Below are 20,033 nucleotides of genomic sequence, written 5' to 3' on the forward strand. Positions count from 1 at the left end.
TAAATCAAACACATTATTATTCATAACAAAACGGTTATGAGAGAGGTACAATGTGATGATTATATTTTTCAATACATACAAATGATACAATTCAATGAATTAATAAAGTAATTGGTACACACTTTTGCTGATACGAGCCACTTAGTCAATGATATCAGATGGATTAAGTTTCACGGACAGCAACAAATAACAAATATATAAAGTGAGTATGATTCCTCGTTTAAACGACTATCATATCAGTTTACGCTTAATCGGAGACGAAAATGGATGCTTTAACCCTTTTGTTGAATCGCCGTTCAGCTTCAAGGCTGACAACACCAGCCCCACAAGGTGAAGAACTAGAAAATATACTCGCGGCGGGGATGAGAGCCCCTGATCATGGTTCATTGCGACCGTGGCATTTTATAGTGATGCAAAATGAAGGGATCGCAAAATTTAGTCAACTCCTTGAAAAAGCTGCAATAGACGGGAAATTAGGTGCTGAAGTGGAAGAAAAAGCACGTAATGCACCTTTTCGTGCACCGCTAATTATAACAGTTATTGCTAAAGTTCAAGATCATCCTAAAGTACCGCAATGGGAACAAATAGTGGCAGCAAGCTGCGCGGTACAAGCTATGCAAATGGCTGCTGTTGCTCAAGGATTTGGTGGTATTTGGCGTTCTGGCTCATGGACTGAGGATACTGTTGTTCGCGAAGGTTTGGGTTGTGAAGAAAATGACCATATTGTGGGTTTTCTGTATTTAGGAACACCTGAACTAAAAGCACCAGTTAAAGTTCAACGTCCTGATATGACAGGTTTTGTAACGCATTTTTAAAGAGATTAAAATGACTGAAAAAATTAGATTAACGCAATACAGCCATGGTGCTGGTTGTGGATGTAAAATTGCGCCAAAAGTGCTTGAACAAATTCTACATACAGAGCAAGCCAAATTTCATGATCCACATTTGTTAGTGGGCAATGAAACAAAAGATGATGCTGCAGTTTATGATTTAGGTAATGGGATTGGTATCATCAGTACGACTGACTTTTTTATGCCGATTGTTGATTCACCTTTTGAATTTGGTCGTATTGCGGCAACAAATGCAATTAGTGATATTTTTGCAATGGGTGGTAAACCGATTATGGCGATTGCCATTTTAGGTTGGCCAATTGCGAAGTTACCACCGGAAGTTGCCCGTGAAGTGATTGAGGGTGGTCGCGCAGCTTGTGCTGATGCAGGGATCTCATTGGCGGGTGGACATTCGATTGATGCACCAGAACCTATTTTTGGTTTAGCTGTGACTGGCGTGGTGAATACTGCTTATGTGAAGAAAAATAGTGCGGCTACAGCCGATTGCGAGCTATTTTTAACCAAACCACTCGGGATTGGTATTCTGACCACCGCTGAGAAAAAAGGCGTTTTATCACCTGAACATCAAAACCTTGCATCTGAAACAATGTGCCAATTAAATAAATTAGGTGCAGTGATTGCCCCGCTTGATGGTGTTACTGCGATGACTGACGTGACGGGATTTGGACTATTAGGTCATTTAAGTGAAATTTGTGAAGGCTCTGGTGTTCGTGCACAAATTTCATTTAGTAAAGTACCTAAACTTGCGGATGTAGAAAAATATATTGAAGCGGGTTGTGTGCCAGGCGGAACTCAACGTAATTTTGATAGTTATGGTCATCTTATTGCACCAATGACCGATTTACAGCGTAAATTACTTTGTGACCCACAAACTTCAGGTGGATTACTGATTGCAGTGAAACCTACAGAAATAGCTAAAATTAAAGACATTGCACAGCAGCAGGGTGTTTTGTTACAGTCTATCGGTAAATTATTACCCCATAGGGACAATGGACCTTTAATTGAAGTGATAGATTAATTCATGCGTTTGTTTATTGCGGAAAAGCCCAGCCTTGCTAGGGCAATTGCGGATGTATTACCAAAACCTCATAAACGGGGCGATGGTTTTATTCAATGTGGTGATGGTCAAACAGTGACATGGTGTATTGGCCATCTATTAGAGCAAGCTGAGCCGGACGCTTATGAGCCGCGCTACGCCCGTTGGAATTTACAAGATTTGCCAATTATCCCGGATAAATGGCTATTAAAACCGCGGCCCTCAGTAACCAAACAACTGAAAACAATTGAAGTGCTATTAAAGCAAGCAACTGTCATTATCCACGCAGGAGACCCTGATAGAGAAGGACAGTTGCTGGTAGATGAAGTTCTCGATTTTTTAAAGCTACCCGATGAAAAAAGAAAGACAGTTAAACGTTGTCTGATTAATGACCTTAATCCACAGGCCGTAGAAAGAGCAATAGAGCGATTAAGAGAAAACCGTGACTTTATCCCTTTGTGTGTATCAGCATTAGCTAGAGCGCGTGCTGATTGGCTTTACGGTATTAATATGACTCGAGCCTATACATTATTAGGCCAACGAGGTGGCTATCAAGGTGTTCTTTCAGTTGGGCGTGTCCAAACTCCGATTTTGGGGCTGGTCGTTCGACGTGACGAAGAAATAGAAAATTTTATTTCCAAAGATTATTTTGAAGTTAAAGCGCATATAGTGACACCATTGGATGAACGCTTTGTGGCAACATGGCAGCCAAGTGAATCTTGTCTCGACTATCAAGATGAAGAAGGTCGCTTATTTCATCGTCCATTAGCTGAGCATGTTATTGCACGCATTGAAGGTAAACCTGCGATTGTCACGCAATATCAAGATAAACGTGAATCTGAAATCGCGCCGTTACCATTTTCTCTTTCTGCGTTGCAGATTGAAGCGGCTAAAAAATTTGGCTTAAGCGCTCAGGAAGTCCTCGATATTTGTCAGCGCCTATATGAAACCCATAAGCTTATTACCTATCCGCGTTCTGATAGTCGATACTTACCCGATGAGCATTTTGCTGGGCGTCATTCTGTGCTTAATGCCATTGCAGTGCATCAACCTGAGCTTACTGAGTTTGAATTACCTGAATTAGACAAAAAAAATCGTTGTTGGGACGACAAAAAGGTCGATGCCCACCATGCGATTATTCCTACGGCTAAAACATCTGCTACGAAGCTAACAGAACATGAAGCTAATATTTATCAGTTAGTCGCTCGTCAATATATTATTCAATTTATGTCTGATGCCGTTTATCGAAAATGCACAATCGATTTAGAAATCGAAAACGGTAAATTTAATGCTAAAGCACGGTTTCTTGCAGAGGCGGGTTGGCGAGTCGTACTTGGTGGTAAAGAGCGCGATGCAGAAAATGATGGAATGCCATTACCTGTTGTGAGTAAAGGTGATGAGCTATTGTGTGAGAAGGGGGAAGTGATTGAGAGACAAACTCAGCCACCTAGACCTTTTACTGATGCAACATTGCTGTCGGCTATGACTGGTATTGCTCGATTTGTTCAAGACAAAGCATTAAAAAAAGTATTGCGTGAAACGGATGGTTTGGGAACGGAAGCGACTCGAGCGGGTATTATTGATTTACTATTCAAAAGACAGTTTTTGTTTAAAAAAGGTCGAAATATTCACTCTTCTCCTGCTGGTAGAGCGTTAATTCATGTGCTACCCGATATGGCGACATTGCCAGATATGACTGCTCAGTGGGAATCTCGACTAACTCAAATTAGTGAGAAACAAACCCGTTACGATGATTTTATGCAACCACTAAGCCAAACACTGATTCAACTGATACATCAGGCCCGTCAATATACAAATTTGCGTGCTTTTAGAGAGTTACCACCGGTTGCAGCAAGCAAAGGCACTAAAAAAGTCACTAAAGTCAAAAGTGATAAAAAAAGTAAAAAGAAAAGTGATTAAAATTGAATAATTAAATTTAAAAAGGAGCCAATGGCTCCTTTTTTGTATTTCTACAAGCATGAACTTATTTTGTTAAATTAAACTCAGCCCAAACTGGTGCATGATCAGACGGTTTTTCCATTCCTCGAATTTCATAATCAATACCGGTTTCAGTGCACTGTTCGGCAAGCTTTTTAGACGCTAGAAGTAAATCTATTCGTAAGCCACGGTTATCGTCAAAACCTTTAGAGCGGTAATCAAACCATGAATAACAATCTGATACATTAGGGTTTTTAGCGCGATAAGTATCGACTAATCCCCAATTCATGAGTCTATCAAGCCATTCACGCTCTTCTGGCAGAAATGAACATTTCCCTGTTTTTAACCAGCGTTTACGATTGACTTCACCAATACCAATATCTAGGTCGGTATGGCTAATATTCAAATCACCCATAATAAGAAGTTGAGAGTCTTCAGTTTGTGTAGTGGTAATGTAGTCTTGTAAGTCGCGATAGAATTTTTCTTTTGCTGGAAATTTAGTCGGGTGGTCGCGACTTTCACCTTGAGGGAAGTAACCGTTAACAATTGTCAATAAGCCTTGGTTTGTTTCGATATCTGCCATGATGATACGACGCTGAGCATCTTCATCATCGGTAGGAAAGCCTTTCCTTACGGCAATAGGTTCATTTTTTAATAGTAATGCGACTCCATAATGGCCTTTTTGTCCGTGATGGTAAACATGGTAGCCAAGTTTACCGACTTCTTCATGAGGAAACATATCATCATGGACTTTAATCTCTTGTAGGCCTATCACTTCAGGTTGATGTTTTTCAATGATAGCAGCAAGTTGGTGGGGGCGAGCTCTTAGGCCATTAATGTTAAAGGAGATGAATTTCATGATCATTGTACCTATTATTTTTTAGTTATCACTTTAGCTGATTCTACCAGAGGATAAGAATAGTGTAACTATCAAATATATTTTTATAGAGTAATTTATAATTTATTAGACAAATTTAAATTTGATTAAATATAAAATGTTTATTCTTAATTAAAAAATAATTATTAATATTATGATTAATAATTATTTTTTTCATTTAAAGTCAATTGGTTATTTGTATTTTAATGTGATTTAATAGTGGAGTCATAAAAAATAATCAAATGAAACAATATTATATATTGCTTTGCTATGTTGGAAAATATAAAAATACTTTTAAGAAATATTGTTATTCATTTAATGAAAATTTAAATTTAATTTTTAATTAGATGTTTAAGATTATGGACTGACTTACAAATGATTGTTTTAAAAATAATCATGTTAGTTAATATTTTAATAAATAGTGGGGTCATAGATATGTTCTTTTCAAGAAAATTAGAGGCGTTTATGGCAGTTGTCGAAAATGGCTCGCTAAGCAAGGCGGCAAGGGTGATGAACCGCACGACGCCACCTATCGCTAAATCAATAAAAGATTTTGAAACTAGCCTAGGTAAGCGACTTTTTAAACGAGAAAAATTTGGAATGACATTAACTAAGGATGGCCAGGAGCTTTATAACGATCTTAGGGATTTATACTTACAAGAAAAAGAAATAACAAAAAAACATTTTTCTGGATATGTTGTCAATGAAGCTAATATTTATTATGACTGGGGTAAGGAAAATCATTTAATTAATCTTTATCAGGCAGCTCATCAAAATAATGTTCAAGTTAACATTCTAAGGTTTAATTATGATGAGGTGGATGAAATTATTGATTATGATGGTAACACCCTAATTTTAAGCTCAGAGCTCGTTATTAGCGAACGTTTTTCTTTACAGCGGAAAATAGAAAACTCACCACTAGGAATATATTGTAGAAAAGAACTGTATGAAAAATTTAATTCTAACGTGACTGAATTACTACAAAAAAGTACATGGTTATGTGACCCTGCTTTTTATAAAAGCGCCTTGATGGCAGATTTACTTGCAAAAGTCGAAACGACAGATAGTAAATCAAGTATTAGGCAAATGGATAATATTGGGTGTTGTCAGAGTTTTATACAGGATGGTGATTTTATTGGGATTATTGATCATTACCCTGAAGATGAGCTAAATGATAAATCTTTAATTTACTTATCATTGAATCGCATGTTAGAGCTAAGTAACTGCTATATCTATAAATCTAAGGCACATTCAAGTGTTTTAAATCGTTTTATGGGAGTTGTTGACAGTTTAGGTAAAAAACAATCTTAGATGGTGGTGGGAGAAGGATTCGAACCTTCGAAGTCGATGACGGCAGATTTACAGTCTGCTCCCTTTGGCCGCTTGGGTATCCCACCAGATTTTGAATTGCTGTAATCGTTCTCAGCGGGCGGCATCATATCAAATGACGCGCCCCTGTAAAGTATTAATTATAAAAAAAGATCTAAATGCTGTTTTTTTATTCTTTATGTTTGTAAAAACAACAAATTAACACAGTTACGGTTATAGATGAGTGTTTTATGAAAAACGATTATATTTAAATATCACTTTCTATAAAGTGACTTGTTGAGATCCTCATGACAGATAAAAGCCATGCTATTAATTGTCATGTGACTTTATAAAAGCATGGCTTTAAAAACAACGAACTTATAAAAGAACAAATTTATAAAATAATGGTCCGGTTGCCATAAACAAATACACGCTGAGACAATACCCAAGATAGGGCATGGCTGAGTACGTTTTTCTCAACATCACGCCCTGCACGCATCATATCATCGGCAGAAAACGTATGATCAATGTTAATCACGTTTTGAGTGATGATTGGGCCTTCGTCAAGGCTATCATTTACAAAATGTGCCGTTGCACCAATAATTTTCACACCGCGCTCATAGGCTTGATGGTATGGGCGAGCACCAATAAAGGCAGGTAAGAATGAATGGTGAATATTGATAATTTGATTTGGATAATGTTGTACAAACTCAGGAGTTAATACGCGCATATATTTTGCTAATACAACATAATCAGGCTGATATTGATCAATTTGAGCCGTCATTTTTTCGTCGTGCTGTTCACGCGTTAAGCCTTCATGGCTAATATGATGGAAAGGAATACCAAATTGCTCGACTAAATTTTTTAACGTTTCATGGTTGCCGATAACCGCTGCAATTTCTACGTCTAAGCCATCGTAAGCACTTTTCATCAGTAAATCGCCAAGACAGTGCGCTTCTTTCGTCACCATAACGACAATGCGGCGACGCCCAGATGAATTCAATTCACGTATTGAACCCTTAGGTAGAGCATCGTCAAGATCTGCTAGAAGGGTTTCATCATTAAAGATCCCCTCAAGTTCAGTTCTCATGAAAAAGCGGCCGGTCAGATGATCGACAAATTCATTATTCTGAACGATATTAAGTTGGTGCTTATAGCAAATATTGGTAATTTTGGCGATAAGTCCTTTCGCGTCAGGGCAAATCGTCCTGAGAATTTTTTTTTGTACATTTTTGTGTTGCATGAAGCTGTCTAATCCTTAACTAGCAAAAGTCTAACTATTTAATGGGTAAACAAAAATAGTAGACCAATGGCAAACTGTGCACTTAACGAATTTTGATAAAACATATCACTAACTATCGCAGCACTTTTTAAATTTTTTACCTGAACCGCAAGGACACGGATCATTGCGGCTTACTTTCGGTGTAGTGCCATCTATGTAATACCAACGCGTATTAGTGCGAAGAAAACGGGAACGTTCATGAATAAGTTGTTTATCATCAGCTTTTTCATCAATAAAGCAAGCCGAAAATTCGACATATGCCTCATCTGAATTTTTAGCATAAGAAGAACTAATAACATGAAGGCCTAACCATTGGGTCGATTCAAAGCTCTTAATTATCTCTTTGCGAAAATTTTGAGCCTTAGAATCAGGATGCCAAGTGTTAATGAGGTAGTCTGCATTTTTGCAAACATAAGCGCTATATCTTGAGCGCATTAATTGCTCAGGTGTCTCAGGTATCGCATTACCGAGCAAGAAAGGTTCACAACAGTGGCTAAACTCTTGTTGATTCCCACAAGGGCAAATATTTTTAAGTAATAGATTCATTTTTTCTCGATAAAAATAAGTATACGGTGCAAAAATCACTATACTTTAAAAATGGGTAGATAATGATTTTGTTGGATGAATAATAGCATTGTTAATTAAACCAGGTTTGAGTAGTTGTAGGTGGGTGAATGATGATAAATAAAAAAATACTCATAATTGAAGATGAAAAAGTTTTTCGAAGCATTTTAGGGGATTACCTTAAAAATATAGGCACGCAGGTTTATACTGCCGACAATGGTGAAATGGCCATAGAGCTACTGACTGCCCATAATATCGCCCCTGATATTATTTTATGTGACTTAAATATGCCTATCATGAATGGCGAGGCGTTCATGATAGAGCTCGTGAATAGGGAAATAAATATCCCGGTTATTGTTATTTCTGCAACCACGGATTTCACTCAACTGGATAGAATGTTTCGTCTGGGAGCGAAAGATGCATTGCTTAAACCAATAAAAAATCTAGATGAGGTTAAGAAAACTATCCATCGCGCATTGTATCCTGAACAATACAATACCGCGTTTTTGGCTGAGGGGGAATTGCAAAATATATCGAGCTTATTAGAAAATGATGAGTACGATATAATGCCAGTATTAAGGCAGTTACAGCCACCAGTGAGCCAGATTATAAATAATTATAGGATTAATTATCGACAATTGAATGAAGCGAATCGATTTGGTTTATTACTCGATTTAGCTGCGTTGTCAGATAGTCAAATCGGCTTTTATTGTATAGATACGGAACGATCCCCTCATGAGGGGGTTATGGCTGCGTTTTTGATCCGCGTGGTGTTTAATGACTTATTAAAGAGTGCTGTGAGCCATCCAGATAAAAAATTGCCAAAAATTGATAAGATAATTAATCAAATAAATTATTTACTTGAAGACTCTGGATTTAATGGGCAATTTCCACTTTTATTGGGTTACTTTAATACGAAGAACAAGTCTATCATATTGGCTAGTGCAGGCCTTGAAGCTGAAGTGACAACAGAAAAAGGGAATTTTAACTTAGCACGAAGTATTCCTTTAGGAACTTTGACTTTTTATCAATCAAATCAGCTCGACATTAAGGGGTCTGAGTGGCAATGTTTAATTCGTAATAATAGTCAAAAAATTAAACTGATGTTTAGCCCACAAACTTAAACCAAGCTTAACATTATTATTCAAATATCATTAAAAACAGCTAATCAGACTCATCGCTATTTATTCAAAGTTGATTCCTGATATACTTCCGCGCACTGAAAATGCACAGCTATATATTTCTGAAATATTAGGCGCAGGTGCTTAGGAAATTTCTGGAGCTTCGATAAATGATAAAACGTAAAGTGCGTAAGGCGGTAATCCCTGTTGCTGGATTAGGTACTCGCATGCTTCCTGCAACTAAGGCTATTCCAAAGGAAATGTTGCCAATTGTTGACAAACCACTTATTCAATATGTTGTTAATGAGTGTATTGCAGCAGGCATCAATGAAATAGTATTAGTGACACATTCATCAAAAAACTCGATTGAAAATCATTTTGATACTAGTTTTGAACTTGAAGCGATTTTAGAGGCTCGTGTTAAACGTCAACTACTTGATGAAGTGCAATCTATTTGCCCAAGGCATGTGACAATTATGCAAACTCGCCAAGGTATTGCTAAAGGATTAGGTCACGCTATTTTATGTGCTAAGCCATTAGTGGGTGATGAGCCATTCGTTGTTATTTTACCTGATGTTATTTTAGACCGTTATAGTACTGACCTAACTAAATTCAATCTTAGAGAAATGTTAGATCATTATGAAGAGTCTGGTGCTAGCCAAATACTCGTTGAGCCTGTACCTGAGGACGAGGTTTCTAATTATGGTATTGTTGACTGTAATGGTGAAATATTGCAGCCTGGAGATAGTAAGCCAATCGTCCGTATGGTGGAAAAACCTCGTAAAGATGAAGCACCCTCTAATTTATCTATTGTTGGCCGTTATGTTTTATCTGAAAAGATTTGGGACGCTTTATCTAAAACAACACCTGGCGCTGGTGATGAAATACAATTAACGGATGCTATTACATTAATGATGGCAAACAATGAGCCTGTTGAAGCATACCACTTATGTGGTAAGAGTCATGACTGTGGTAATAAATTAGGTTACATGAAAGCATTTGTCGAATATGGCATACAACATGATACGCTAGGAAAAGATTTTACTCAGTGGGTGAAAGAATTAGCAGATAAATTGAATACATCCGCTACATTGAAATAATATATCTACTCTTTATATTATTAAAGGCCAACACGAAAGTGAAGGCCTTTTTTTGTACATCTAGAATAAGTAAATGAACTCATTTTTATGAGGCAATTAACATTGTTTATTTAGCATAGGTGGGTTATTTTTTTTTGAAAAATCGGACTAAATTCATAAACTCGTTATCTAAAAATATATTTTTAAGTGTGATTGAAATTACATATCTTTACTTTAATCGAGTGACTTATTTTATAAGCCTGTTTTTTAGAGTAACTCAATGGAGTCAGTGAAAACCTAAATATGATGATTAATATAGAGTTATTCTAGATTTATAAGTATGAATGAGTAATTTTAAGAAGGGCTAATATAAATTGTTATATTAGGATTTAAACAAAAACACCCTTTATAAAAAGGGTGTTTAGAATAGATTTTTAGGCTAATTAGATTAAGAAATCATCTAAAGATTTACCTTGTTCTTCAATGGCAACTTTGATTACAGCTGGAGTACGGCCTTGGCCTGTCCAAGTTTTGCTTTCGCCATTTTCATCGATATATTTGTATTTAGCTGGACGTGCAGCACGTTTAGCTCTGGTACTTGTAGTTTTAGTTGAATCCATAGTTTGCAGAAGGTCATTTAAATCTACGCCTTGCTCTAGGATCATTTCACGTACTTTTTCTAATTTACGGTTACGCTCTTCTAATTCAGCGCGAACTTGGCTTTCTTCATCACGACGTTCTTCAACAACGACAGTTAATTTCTCTAGCATTTCTTCTAAAGATTCTAAAGTTACTTCGCGAGCTTGAGCACGAAGAGTACGGATGTTATTTAACGCTTTTAAAGATTCGCTCATTTTCCTGGTCTCAAATTATTTGTTGGTATGTGTATGCTAATAATAGAATGCTATTTTAAATTCTGCAATAGCTAATTTACTTTAGTAGTTTAAAAGTTATCTTTAAAGAATGCAATTTTTTTACAAAAGAAATATAAAGTTTCCGTTGGTTTATATATACAACTATTATCAATAACAGAACTATTGAAAAAAAGGTAATTAGACGAAAGTATCTAAGAACATATTTCTCTTAGTTCTGTAAAAATCATAACGATACATTATGAATTTAGTGAATAAAGTAAGAAGAATTAACTTAAATTTTCTTTTTATGATGAGCTTACTTAGCTATATGTGCCTTAATTTAAACCGCTTATAGTTAATATCAAATTGATTTTATTGCCTATAAGATACACATTTTTAAAAAAGAGATGTTATGTTTACATAAAAATAGTTAAATTTTCAATAAGTAGGGCACTCTGTTATCCTTGTTGTTAATTTAATAGTGCTTTTTATGATAAAATTATTAGGCATATTATTCTTAAGGAAACAGCTTGATGGCTCAGCTATATTTTTATTATTCAGCGATGAACGCTGGAAAATCGACTTCATTACTACAATCATCGTATAACTATAACGAACGCGGGATGCGTACGGTTATTTTTACTGCTGAGATAGACAATCGATTTGATAAAGGGAAAGTATCATCACGTATAGGACTATCAGCTGAAGCATTGTTATATACACCGATAACCAATATGGCTGATGTTATCAATAATGAAAATAGTATTCAAAAAGTACATTGTGTGCTTATTGATGAATGTCAATTTCTCACAAAAAAACAAGTAGAAGAATTATGTCATATAGTCGATAATACGGATATTCCTGTTTTATGTTATGGATTACGGACAGATTTTTCAGGATTATTATTTGAGGGTAGTCAATATTTGTTAGCTTGGGCCGATAAATTAGTTGAGCTTAAAACGGTTTGTTATTGTGGGCGTAAAGCAAATAAAGTATTAAGAATTGGTAGTGATGGTATTGCTATGTATGAAGGCGCACAGGTCGATATAGGCGGAAATGAAAAGTATATATCGGTATGTCGCAAACACTACTCAGAAGCCATTGAGCAGGCCAAATTAATGAATAGTGGAGTAATACCTAAAAAGCCAATTCATTTTAGTTAAGAGCAGGGCAAGCCTAAACTAGCTTAATAGATGAATTGATGCTTACTTCTCTCTTTAAGTGTATTTAAGTGATAAACACTGCATTAATATAGAAGCTAAACAGAATAGACTATTTGTTGTATATCTAAATATGATAAATGTTTAAAACTACTCAAAAGAAAAGGCACTGCAAATAATATGCAGTGCCTTTTTTTATTAACTATTAACTATTTTTTAGTGCTTTTCTTTTCTGCTTTTGGTGCTTCAGCAGGGGCTACAATTTCTTCTGAAAATTCACGGCCATAGAATGAGTCTAATAAGATCTGTTTAATTTCCGAGATTAACGGGTAGCGTGGGTTTGCACCTGTACATTGGTCATCGAATGCATCTTCCGATAGCTTGTCTATTTTCGCTAAGAAATCAGCTTCAGTAACACCAGCTTCACGTATAGATTTAGGAATACCTAAATCTGCTTTAATTTCGTCTAACCATGCTAATAGTCTTTGTATTTTAGCCGCAGTACGGTCACCTGATTTACTTAATCCCAGATGATCGGCAATTTCAGCATATTGACGATGAGCGTGAGGACGGTCGTATTGGCTAAATGCAGTTTGTTTTGTTGGGTTTTCATTTGCATTGAAACGAATTACATTACAAATCAACAATGCGTTTGCCAAACCATGTGGAATATGGAATTCAGAACCAAGTTTATGAGCCATTGAGTGGCATACGCCTAAGAATGCGTTAGCAAATGCAATACCAGCAAGGGTTGCTGCATTATGTACGCGCTCTCTTGCTACAGGGTTCTTAGCACCTTCATGATAACTTGCTGGCAAGTATTCTTTTAATAAACTTAAAGCTTGAAGCGCTTGCCCATCAGTAAATTCACTTGCTAAAACAGAAACATAAGCTTCTAGTGCGTGAGTGACGGCATCAAGACCACCGAAAGCGGTCAATGACTTAGGCATATCCATGACTAAATTAGCATCCACAATGGCCATGTTTGGTGTTAATGCGTAATCAGCAAGTGGATATTTTTGGCCTGTTTTGTCATCTGTCACTACGGCAAATGGTGTCACTTCAGAACCTGTACCTGATGTCGTTGTGATTGCAACTAGTTTTGCTTTTACACCCATTTTAGGGAAACGGTGAATACGTTTACGGATATCCATAAAGCGTAATGCCAATTCTTCAAAATGAGTTTCTGGATGCTCGTACATTACCCACATAATTTTCGCTGCATCCATTGGTGAACCACCACCTAATGCAATAATCACATCGGGTTGGAATGCATTCATCTGCGCTGCACCTTTACGGACAACAGACAAAGTAGGGTCAGCTTCAACTTCGAAAAACACATCTGTTTCGATATGATGTTTTTTCAGAACGTTAACGACTTCATCCACATAGCCATTATTAAACAAGTAGCTATCCGTTACGATGAGTACGCGTTTTGCACCGTCAGTCGCAATTTCTTCAAGAGCAATAGGTAAACAACCACGGCGGAAGTAAATTGAGTTAGGAAGTTTATGCCATAACATGTTTTCAGCTCTTTTCGCCACAGTTTTTGTGTTAATTAGGTGTTTTGGTCCAACGTTTTCTGAGATGGAGTTACCCCCCCAAGAACCGCAACCTAGCGTTAGAGATGGTGCTAATTTAAAGTTGTACAGATCACCAATACCACCTTGGGATGCAGGGGTATTGATTAAGATACGAGCGGTTTTCATTTTGTCGCCAAAATAATTAACGCGAGCATGTTGATTGTCTTGATCTGTATAAAGGCATGAAGTGTGGCCTATACCGCCCATTTCTACCAATTGTTCAGCTTTTTCAACAGCATCTTCAAAATTCTTACCGCGATACATAGCTAAAAGAGGCGATAATTTTTCGTGAGCGAAAGGTTCTGAATCATCAATGACTTTAACTTCACCAATTAGGATTTTAGTGGTCACTGGAACGGTGATACCAGCCATTTCTGCAATTTTATAGGCAGGCTGACCAACGATAGCTGCATTTAAGTTGCCATTTTTTAAGATGATATCTTGAATGGCCTTAAGTTCTTTACCTTGGAGTAGGTAGCCGCCATGTTTAGAAAAACGTTCACGGACTTGGTTATAAATTTCATCAACAACAACGACAGATTGCTCTGAGGCACAAATAACGCCATTATCAAATGTTTTAGACATTAAAATAGAGGCAACTGCGCGCTTAATATCGGCTGTTTCATCGATAACGACTGGTGTATTACCTGCACCAACACCAATTGCAGGTTTTCCTGAGCTGTAAGCCGCTTTAACCATTCCAGGACCACCTGTCGCTAAGATCAGGTTAATGTCAGTGTGGTGCATTAATGCATTTGAAAGTTCAACCGTCGGTGCATCTATCCAACCAATAATATCTTTTGGTGCCCCAGCTTCAATTGCTGCTTTTAAGACGATTTCAGCTGCACGATTAGTTGCATTTTTAGCACGTGGATGTGGTGAGAAAATAATGGCATTACGCGTTTTTAAGCTAATCAGTGATTTAAAGATAGCAGTAGAGGTTGGGTTTGTTGTTGGGACAATACCACAGATGATTCCAATAGGTTCAGCAATAGTAATAGTGCCAAATGTTGGATCTTCAGAGAGCACGCCACAGGTTTTCTCATCTTTGTATGCGTTATAGATATACTCTGAAGCGAAGTGGTTTTTAATCACTTTATCTTCAACAATACCCATTCCTGATTCTTCGACTGCGAGCTTCGCTAATGGGATACGCGCATCTGCGGCAGCAAGTGCAGCAGCGCGAAAAATTCTATCCACTTTTTCTTGAGAAAAGCCTGCGAATTCACGTTGAGCTTTTTTGACACGAGCAACGAGTTCATTGAGTTCGGTAACGTTAGTTACGGACATATAGATTACTCCTGATAAATGTTAAATTTTTAAGCCAATGAGCAATGCATCTATAAATACTGTAGTAATAAGACTAGCCGGAAAGAAAAGTATAGATAGTTTTATTAATATTTCAGCTCGTTACTGCTAATTGGCTTAAAAATCTGTTTAAAATTGAATGAAATGATCTGTTATCTGCAAGGTAGTGTCTCTATCAGTTGGTAACAGGTTAGCAAATTAGTAATTAAATAAAGTGATCTTAATCACAAAAAATGCAAGCTGACACCTTTCAGCATGAATATTTCGGCTTAAGTTAAATTGATGATGAATATTTATTAATAAATTTACCTTTATGGTCGGATAGAAGGTGAATTTCAAAACTTTTTACAATTTTTAAGTTACAAAAATAAGTCACCATTAAAAGGAAGATAAAAAGTAACATAATCAAATTAAAGGAAATCATGGTTTGTTCAAGGAATTTAATTGTATCAATGATAAGATTAGCAATAGGTGAAATCTCTCGAATGAGAATCTTGTAAGGATATGAATGGGTGAGCGCAACATTACTGGATTTATCGGGCTATATTAAGTTTTTTATTGGTCTATTTGCGTTAGTAAACCCAGTAGGAATTCTACCGGTGTTTATTAGTATGACTAACTATCAAGGTATTGCGGGAAGGAATAAAACAAATACGGTCGCTAATTCTTCAGTAGCGATTATTCTTTGTATTTCTTTATTAGTGGGTGACTCAATACTTGCACTCTTTGGTATTTCGATAGATTCGTTTCGTATTGCGGGTGGAATACTCATTGTAACGATCGCGATGTCGATGATCAGCGGAAAAATAGGTGAAGATAAACAAAATAAACAAGAAAAAACAGAAACCGCCGTTCGCGACAGTATCGGAGTGGTACCTTTGGCATTACCACTTATGGCAGGACCTGGTGCAATCAGTTCTTGTATTGTCTGGTCTTCTCGATGGAATGGATGGCAGAATTTTATCGGTTTAGCGATTACGAGTATATTTTTTGCTTTTTGTTGTTGGTTATTGTTTCGTTCAGCATCTTTACTTGTTCGTTATCTTGGGCAAACAGGTATTAACGTTGTGACTCGTATTATGGGTTTACTGCTTATGTCATTAGGTATTGAATTCATTGTCACTGGTGTGAAAGCGATATTTCCTGGTTTACTCTAATTTTTATATTCTTCTATTCAAAATAGCCGGCTAAACCTAGGCGGCTATCCAACCTCTAATCTCATTTACTTTTAAAAAATCAAAGTATTACCATTAAAGTGAGCCACTCTTATTATTATTGATATTGTAAGAGGATATTTTAACTGCTTATTTAATAGGCACTTAAAGGTGATTTCGGTAATAAATATTTTTTGTCATTATATGCCGCATTTTTTGCCAAATCAGGCATAAAAAATGTGGAATTGTGAGCTAAGTAAAATTATTCACTATTCTAATTGGTGTTTGTTAATGATATGTTTATATTCACTTTAATGATTATTAAGAAATTATATAAAGAGTCTATCTAACCTATTGTAATTTAATTATATTTATAAAATTAATGGTTGAGGGAAATTTAAGAATAACTTAAGATTTCATTAAATGTTAAGTTAATGTTAATAAATTAATTGTTGAAAGGTAGATATTACTAGCGATATTTTTAGTTTAAAGACTCGTTTTATCAGTTATCTATCTAATAGATAAGATACTATTAACAACTTCAGGGGGATGTAGTGACAAAATCGATAACATATTTGAGCATACTTCCTTTTTTGTTTTTAGCGTTAGAGGCTAAGGCAAATGAACTTACTAAAAATGTATCACCGCAAATAATTACTATTAATAATGGCTCTGAAGTCGTATCCCTTGACCCGCATAAGGTTGAAGGTGTTCCTGAAAGTAATATCATTTTGAACTTATTAGAAGGATTGGTTTATACGGATATCGACGGAAAGTTAACACCTGGAGTCGCTAAAAATTGGGAGAATGATAAATATACGCGTTGGATTTTTACATTAAGAGAAGATGCACGCTGGAGTGATGGGACTCAGGTTATCGCTGAAGATTTTGTTTACAGTTGGCGACGTTTAGCTGATCCAAAGACAGGTTCTCCTTATTCAAGTTATTTACAAAATGCCTATATTGAAAATGCTGCTGAAATATTAAAAGGAGATATGCCAGTTGAATCTCTCGGTGTTAAAGCGTTAGATAATCATCATTTAGAAGTTACATTAAGTCGTCCTGTTCCATATTTTGTGGACATGTTAGGACATACTGCGATGAAACCCGTTAACATGAAAATCATTGAACAGTATGGTGACAAGTGGACCCAACCTCAAAATTTTGTCGGAAATGGCGCTTATTTATTAGATCAATGGATTGTTAATGAACGTATTGTTGTTAAACGCAATCCGCAATATTGGAATAATAAAAATAGTCGAATTAACCAAGCTACCTTTTTATCAATCTCCTCTGAAGTTAGTGATATTAATCGTTACCGTAGTGGTGAAATTGATATTACAAACTCGGCCATTCCTCCCGCACTATTTCAAAAAATGCAGGTAGAAAGACCAAATGAATTATATGTACGCCCATACTTGTGTACTTTCTATTATGAGATTAACAATCAAAAAGCACCATTTAATGACTCAAGGGTGAGGGAAGCAATTAAATTAGGCTTAGACAGAGAAACCATTACAAATAAAATTATTGCGCAAGGACAAACTGTTGCTTACGGTTTTACACCTACTTTTATTAATAATGGTGATTTCGCATTACCTAGTTGGGTTAAATTAAGCCCAGAACAACGATATCAAAAAGCCAAGCTATTGCTAGCCGAAGCCGGATATAATGAAAAAAATCCGCTTAAGTTCTCTCTTTTATATAACACGTCCGATCAAAATAAACAGCAAGCTATTGTTGCAGCTTCTATGTGGAAAAAAAATATTGGAGCACAAGTTATATTACAAAACCAGGAGTGGAAAACATCATTACAAAGTCGGCATGAAGGAAATTATGATGTTGCTCGAGCAACTTGGTGTGCGGATTATAATGAACCTACCTCTTTTTTGAATATGATGTTATCGCAAAATAGTAATAATACGGCGTTTTATAAGAATAAAGGCTTTGATGCACTACTCGAAAAAGCCTTAATAGTGCCAACCCCACTCGAACGTAATCAAATTTATCAACAAGCTGAAGCGCTATTAGATGCCGATTCTGCGATTGTCCCTGTTTATTACCGCGTTAGTGCTCGAATGATAAATCCGACAGTTGGTGGATTTAAAGGTGAAGACCCTCTTGATTATATGGATATTAAGCGGTTATATATAAGAGAAGATGATAAATAACATTTAAATAATTACAAAAAGTGCTTACAAACTTAAGTAAGTAAATACATCAACAACACAATCATAATAATAGTAAGGGAGTAGCTGATACGATGAGTAAATTAATCAATAAAACTCTTGTTGCATTAAGTGTTACTGCTGGACTCATGGCGGGTAGTGTTGCAAGTAGTTTTGCAGCAACAATCCCTGCTGGTGTCGAATTGGCAGAAAAACAACTTTTAGTACGCAATAATGGCTCAGAACCTCAATCACTTGATCCTCATAAAATTGAAGGTGTTCCTGAATCGGCATTAGCAAGAGATCTGCTAGAAGGTATTACAATTGTTGGCCCAAATGGTGAAATCTTACCTGGCTCAGCAACGAGTTGGGAAAATAAAGATTTTACTGAGTGGACATTTAAAATTCGTGAAGATGCAAAATGGTCAAACGGTGACCCTGTTACTGCGCAGGATTTTGTATACAGTTGGCAACGTTTAGCTGATCCAGATACCGCATCACCATATGCAAGCTATTTACAGTACGCCCATTTTCTCAATGTCGATGATGTTATTACCGGTAAGAAAAAACCATCAGAATTAGGCGTTAAAGCGCTTGATGACCATACTTTGGTTATTACGTTAAGTGAGGCAGTGCCTTATATTCCTAAATTGTTAATTCACTCATCCATGTCACCCGTTAATAAAAAAACGATTGAAAAATACGGTGCCAAATGGACCCAACCACAAAATTTTGTCGGAAATGGTGCGTATAAATTAAAAGATTGGACCGTTAATGAACGTATTGTTTTAGAGCGTAGCCCAACTTATTGGGATAATGCGAATACGGTGATAGATCAGGTTACTTTCCTGCCGATCTCTTCTGAAGTTACAGATGTTAACCGCTATCGTAGTGGTGAAATTGATATGACTTATAGCAATTTGCCAATAGAACAATTCAAAAGCTTAAAAGAAAATATGCCGAATGAATTACGTGTAAGTCCATATTTGTGTACTTATTACTATGAAATTAATAATGAAAAACCGCCGTTTAATAATCCGAAAGTGAGAGAGGCGCTGAAGCTTTCAATGGATAGAGATGTGATCACTTATAAAGTGAAGGCGCAAGGTGATATTCCTGCATATGGATTTACTCCTCCCTTTATTTATGGGATGAATGCAGAAAAACCGGAGTGGTATACTAATATGACTCAGGAACAACGTAATGAAAAAGCGAAGCAATTACTGGAAGAGGCTGGGTATAATAAATCGAATCCACTGAAGTTTAATTTGTTATATAACACGTCTGACTTACATAAACGAATTGCTATTGCCGCTGCGTCAATGTGGAAGAAAAATATCGGCGCAGAAGTAAAACTTGAAAATCAGGAATGGAAAACATTCTTAGATAGTCGTCATCAAGGAACTTATGATATTTCCCGAGCAGGTTGGTGTGCAGATTATAACGAACCTTCTTCTTTCTTAAATATGTTACTTTCCTATAGCAGTAATAATACCGTTCACTATAAAAATACTGACTTTGACGCTGTAATGAAAAAAACATTACAAGTTAAGACTGATGAAGAACGTGCCGAATTATATAAGCAAGCTGAGAAATTGCTTGATAAAGACTCCGGAATTGTCCCTCTTTACTATTATGTAAATACTCGTTTAGTTAAACCTTATGTGGGTGGCTATAGTGGTAAAGACCCATTAGATAACCTACATACTAAAGATCTCTATATTATCAAGCACTAGTCATATTAGTCTGG

Annotated in this window: 15 protein-coding genes and 1 tRNA gene; 10 read left to right on the top strand and 6 right to left on the bottom strand. The window is 36.3% G+C overall.

What is annotated here, in order from left to right; all coding sequences use genetic code 11:
- The first annotated feature begins 263 nt into the window (after positions 1 to 263).
- Genes DD649_RS08630 through DD649_RS08640 form a run of 3 tightly spaced genes read left to right on the top strand, consistent with a single transcriptional unit; the run spans position 264 to position 3,807 of the window.
- Complete coding sequence (locus DD649_RS08630; protein WP_294106014.1) at positions 264 to 815, top strand: NAD(P)H nitroreductase; 552 nt, start codon at positions 264 to 266, stop codon at positions 813 to 815.
- Positions 816 to 825: 10 nt separating this feature from the next.
- Positions 826 to 1,869 carry a selenide, water dikinase SelD gene (selD, locus tag DD649_RS08635; RefSeq protein ID WP_294106016.1) on the top strand — a complete coding sequence of 348 codons (1,044 nt, stop codon included), beginning with the start codon at positions 826 to 828 and terminating at the stop codon, positions 1,867 to 1,869.
- Positions 1,870 to 1,872: 3 nt separating this feature from the next.
- Positions 1,873 to 3,807: a DNA topoisomerase III gene (locus tag DD649_RS08640; RefSeq protein WP_294106019.1), complete on the top strand. Its 1,935-nt coding sequence runs from the start codon at positions 1,873 to 1,875 to the stop codon at positions 3,805 to 3,807.
- A gap of 64 nt (positions 3,808 to 3,871) precedes the next feature.
- Here DD649_RS08640 and xthA read toward each other — a convergent pair whose 3' ends face one another.
- Positions 3,872 to 4,684: an exodeoxyribonuclease III gene (gene xthA / locus DD649_RS08645; protein WP_294106021.1), complete on the bottom strand. Its 813-nt coding sequence runs from the start codon at positions 4,682 to 4,684 to the stop codon at positions 3,872 to 3,874.
- 453 nt (positions 4,685 to 5,137) lie between these two features.
- Here xthA and DD649_RS08650 point away from each other — a divergent pair, with 453 nt between their 5' ends.
- Positions 5,138 to 6,013: a LysR family transcriptional regulator gene (locus DD649_RS08650; protein WP_294106192.1), complete on the top strand. Its 876-nt coding sequence runs from the start codon at positions 5,138 to 5,140 to the stop codon at positions 6,011 to 6,013.
- Position 6,014: 1 nt separating this feature from the next.
- Here the strand turns inward: DD649_RS08650 and DD649_RS08655 are convergent.
- The 3 genes from DD649_RS08655 to DD649_RS08665 all read right to left on the bottom strand — a co-directional run bounded on the left by DD649_RS08655 (position 6,015) and on the right by DD649_RS08665 (position 7,838).
- Positions 6,015 to 6,099 (bottom strand) — tRNA-Tyr (locus DD649_RS08655).
- 305 nt (positions 6,100 to 6,404) lie between these two features.
- Entirely contained in the window at positions 6,405 to 7,253 is an 849-nt protein-coding gene (gene purU / locus DD649_RS08660) for a formyltetrahydrofolate deformylase (RefSeq protein ID WP_294106024.1), read from the bottom strand.
- Between the two features lie 108 nt (positions 7,254 to 7,361).
- Entirely contained in the window at positions 7,362 to 7,838 is a 477-nt protein-coding gene (locus tag DD649_RS08665) for a YchJ family protein (RefSeq protein WP_294106026.1), read from the bottom strand.
- 131 nt (positions 7,839 to 7,969) lie between these two features.
- Here DD649_RS08665 and rssB point away from each other — a divergent pair, with 131 nt between their 5' ends.
- Both rssB and galU read left to right on the top strand, forming a co-directional pair.
- The gene (rssB, locus tag DD649_RS08670) at positions 7,970 to 8,980 is read left to right on the top strand and encodes a two-component system response regulator RssB (protein ID WP_294106193.1); all 1,011 of its coding nucleotides are present in this window, start codon (positions 7,970 to 7,972) and stop codon (positions 8,978 to 8,980) included.
- Positions 8,981 to 9,147: 167 nt separating this feature from the next.
- Positions 9,148 to 10,077 (top strand): UTP--glucose-1-phosphate uridylyltransferase GalU, encoded by a 930-nt coding sequence (gene galU, locus DD649_RS08675; RefSeq protein WP_294106029.1) that lies wholly within the window; start codon positions 9,148 to 9,150, stop codon positions 10,075 to 10,077.
- A 422-nt stretch (positions 10,078 to 10,499) separates the two neighbouring features.
- On the opposite strand, the gene hns is transcribed toward galU, so the two are convergent.
- Positions 10,500 to 10,910 (bottom strand): histone-like nucleoid-structuring protein H-NS, encoded by a 411-nt coding sequence (hns, locus tag DD649_RS08680; protein WP_294106034.1) that lies wholly within the window; start codon positions 10,908 to 10,910, stop codon positions 10,500 to 10,502.
- A gap of 533 nt (positions 10,911 to 11,443) precedes the next feature.
- Between hns and DD649_RS08685 the strand changes: the two genes are divergently transcribed.
- Positions 11,444 to 12,073, top strand: a complete 630-nt coding sequence (locus DD649_RS08685) for a thymidine kinase (RefSeq protein ID WP_294106037.1) — start codon at positions 11,444 to 11,446, stop codon at positions 12,071 to 12,073.
- A 206-nt stretch (positions 12,074 to 12,279) separates the two neighbouring features.
- Here the strand turns inward: DD649_RS08685 and adhE are convergent, their stop codons facing one another.
- Positions 12,280 to 14,943 carry a bifunctional acetaldehyde-CoA/alcohol dehydrogenase gene (adhE, locus tag DD649_RS08690; protein WP_294106040.1) on the bottom strand — a complete coding sequence of 888 codons (2,664 nt, stop codon included), beginning with the start codon at positions 14,941 to 14,943 and terminating at the stop codon, positions 12,280 to 12,282.
- 530 nt (positions 14,944 to 15,473) lie between these two features.
- Between adhE and DD649_RS08695 the strand changes: the two genes are divergently transcribed.
- From DD649_RS08695 to oppA, 3 genes are all read left to right on the top strand, one after another.
- A complete protein-coding gene (locus DD649_RS08695) occupies positions 15,474 to 16,118 on the top strand; it encodes a YchE family NAAT transporter (protein ID WP_294106043.1) in 645 nt (214 codons plus the stop codon).
- Between the two features lie 590 nt (positions 16,119 to 16,708).
- Positions 16,709 to 18,286: an ABC transporter substrate-binding protein gene (locus DD649_RS08700; RefSeq protein WP_336430120.1), complete on the top strand. Its 1,578-nt coding sequence runs from the start codon at positions 16,709 to 16,711 to the stop codon at positions 18,284 to 18,286.
- Between the two features lie 92 nt (positions 18,287 to 18,378).
- Entirely contained in the window at positions 18,379 to 20,019 is a 1,641-nt protein-coding gene (oppA, locus tag DD649_RS08705; protein WP_294106047.1) for an oligopeptide ABC transporter substrate-binding protein OppA, read from the top strand.
- Positions 20,020 to 20,033: the final 14 nt, after the last annotated feature.

This window comes from Providencia sp. (genome assembly GCF_003533305.1).
Classification (GTDB): Bacteria; Pseudomonadota; Gammaproteobacteria; order Enterobacterales; family Enterobacteriaceae; genus Providencia.

Excerpts from the sequence above, each read along its gene's own strand:
- DD649_RS08630 (WP_294106014.1), top strand. The coding sequence starts at position 264 with ATGGATGCTTTAACCCTTTTGTTGAATCGCCGTTCAGCTTCAAGGCTG.
- selD (WP_294106016.1), top strand. The coding sequence starts at position 826 with ATGACTGAAAAAATTAGATTAACGCAATACAGCCATGGTGCTGGTTGT.
- DD649_RS08640 (WP_294106019.1), top strand. The coding sequence starts at position 1,873 with ATGCGTTTGTTTATTGCGGAAAAGCCCAGCCTTGCTAGGGCAATTGCG.
- xthA (WP_294106021.1), bottom strand. The coding sequence starts at position 4,684 with ATGAAATTCATCTCCTTTAACATTAATGGCCTAAGAGCTCGCCCCCAC.
- DD649_RS08650 (WP_294106192.1), top strand. The coding sequence starts at position 5,138 with ATGTTCTTTTCAAGAAAATTAGAGGCGTTTATGGCAGTTGTCGAAAAT.
- purU (WP_294106024.1), bottom strand. The coding sequence starts at position 7,253 with ATGCAACACAAAAATGTACAAAAAAAAATTCTCAGGACGATTTGCCCT.
- DD649_RS08665 (WP_294106026.1), bottom strand. The coding sequence starts at position 7,838 with ATGAATCTATTACTTAAAAATATTTGCCCTTGTGGGAATCAACAAGAG.
- rssB (WP_294106193.1), top strand. The coding sequence starts at position 7,970 with ATGATAAATAAAAAAATACTCATAATTGAAGATGAAAAAGTTTTTCGA.
- galU (WP_294106029.1), top strand. The coding sequence starts at position 9,148 with ATGATAAAACGTAAAGTGCGTAAGGCGGTAATCCCTGTTGCTGGATTA.
- hns (WP_294106034.1), bottom strand. The coding sequence starts at position 10,910 with ATGAGCGAATCTTTAAAAGCGTTAAATAACATCCGTACTCTTCGTGCT.
- DD649_RS08685 (WP_294106037.1), top strand. The coding sequence starts at position 11,444 with ATGGCTCAGCTATATTTTTATTATTCAGCGATGAACGCTGGAAAATCG.
- adhE (WP_294106040.1), bottom strand. The coding sequence starts at position 14,943 with ATGTCCGTAACTAACGTTACCGAACTCAATGAACTCGTTGCTCGTGTC.
- oppA (WP_294106047.1), top strand. The coding sequence starts at position 18,379 with ATGAGTAAATTAATCAATAAAACTCTTGTTGCATTAAGTGTTACTGCT.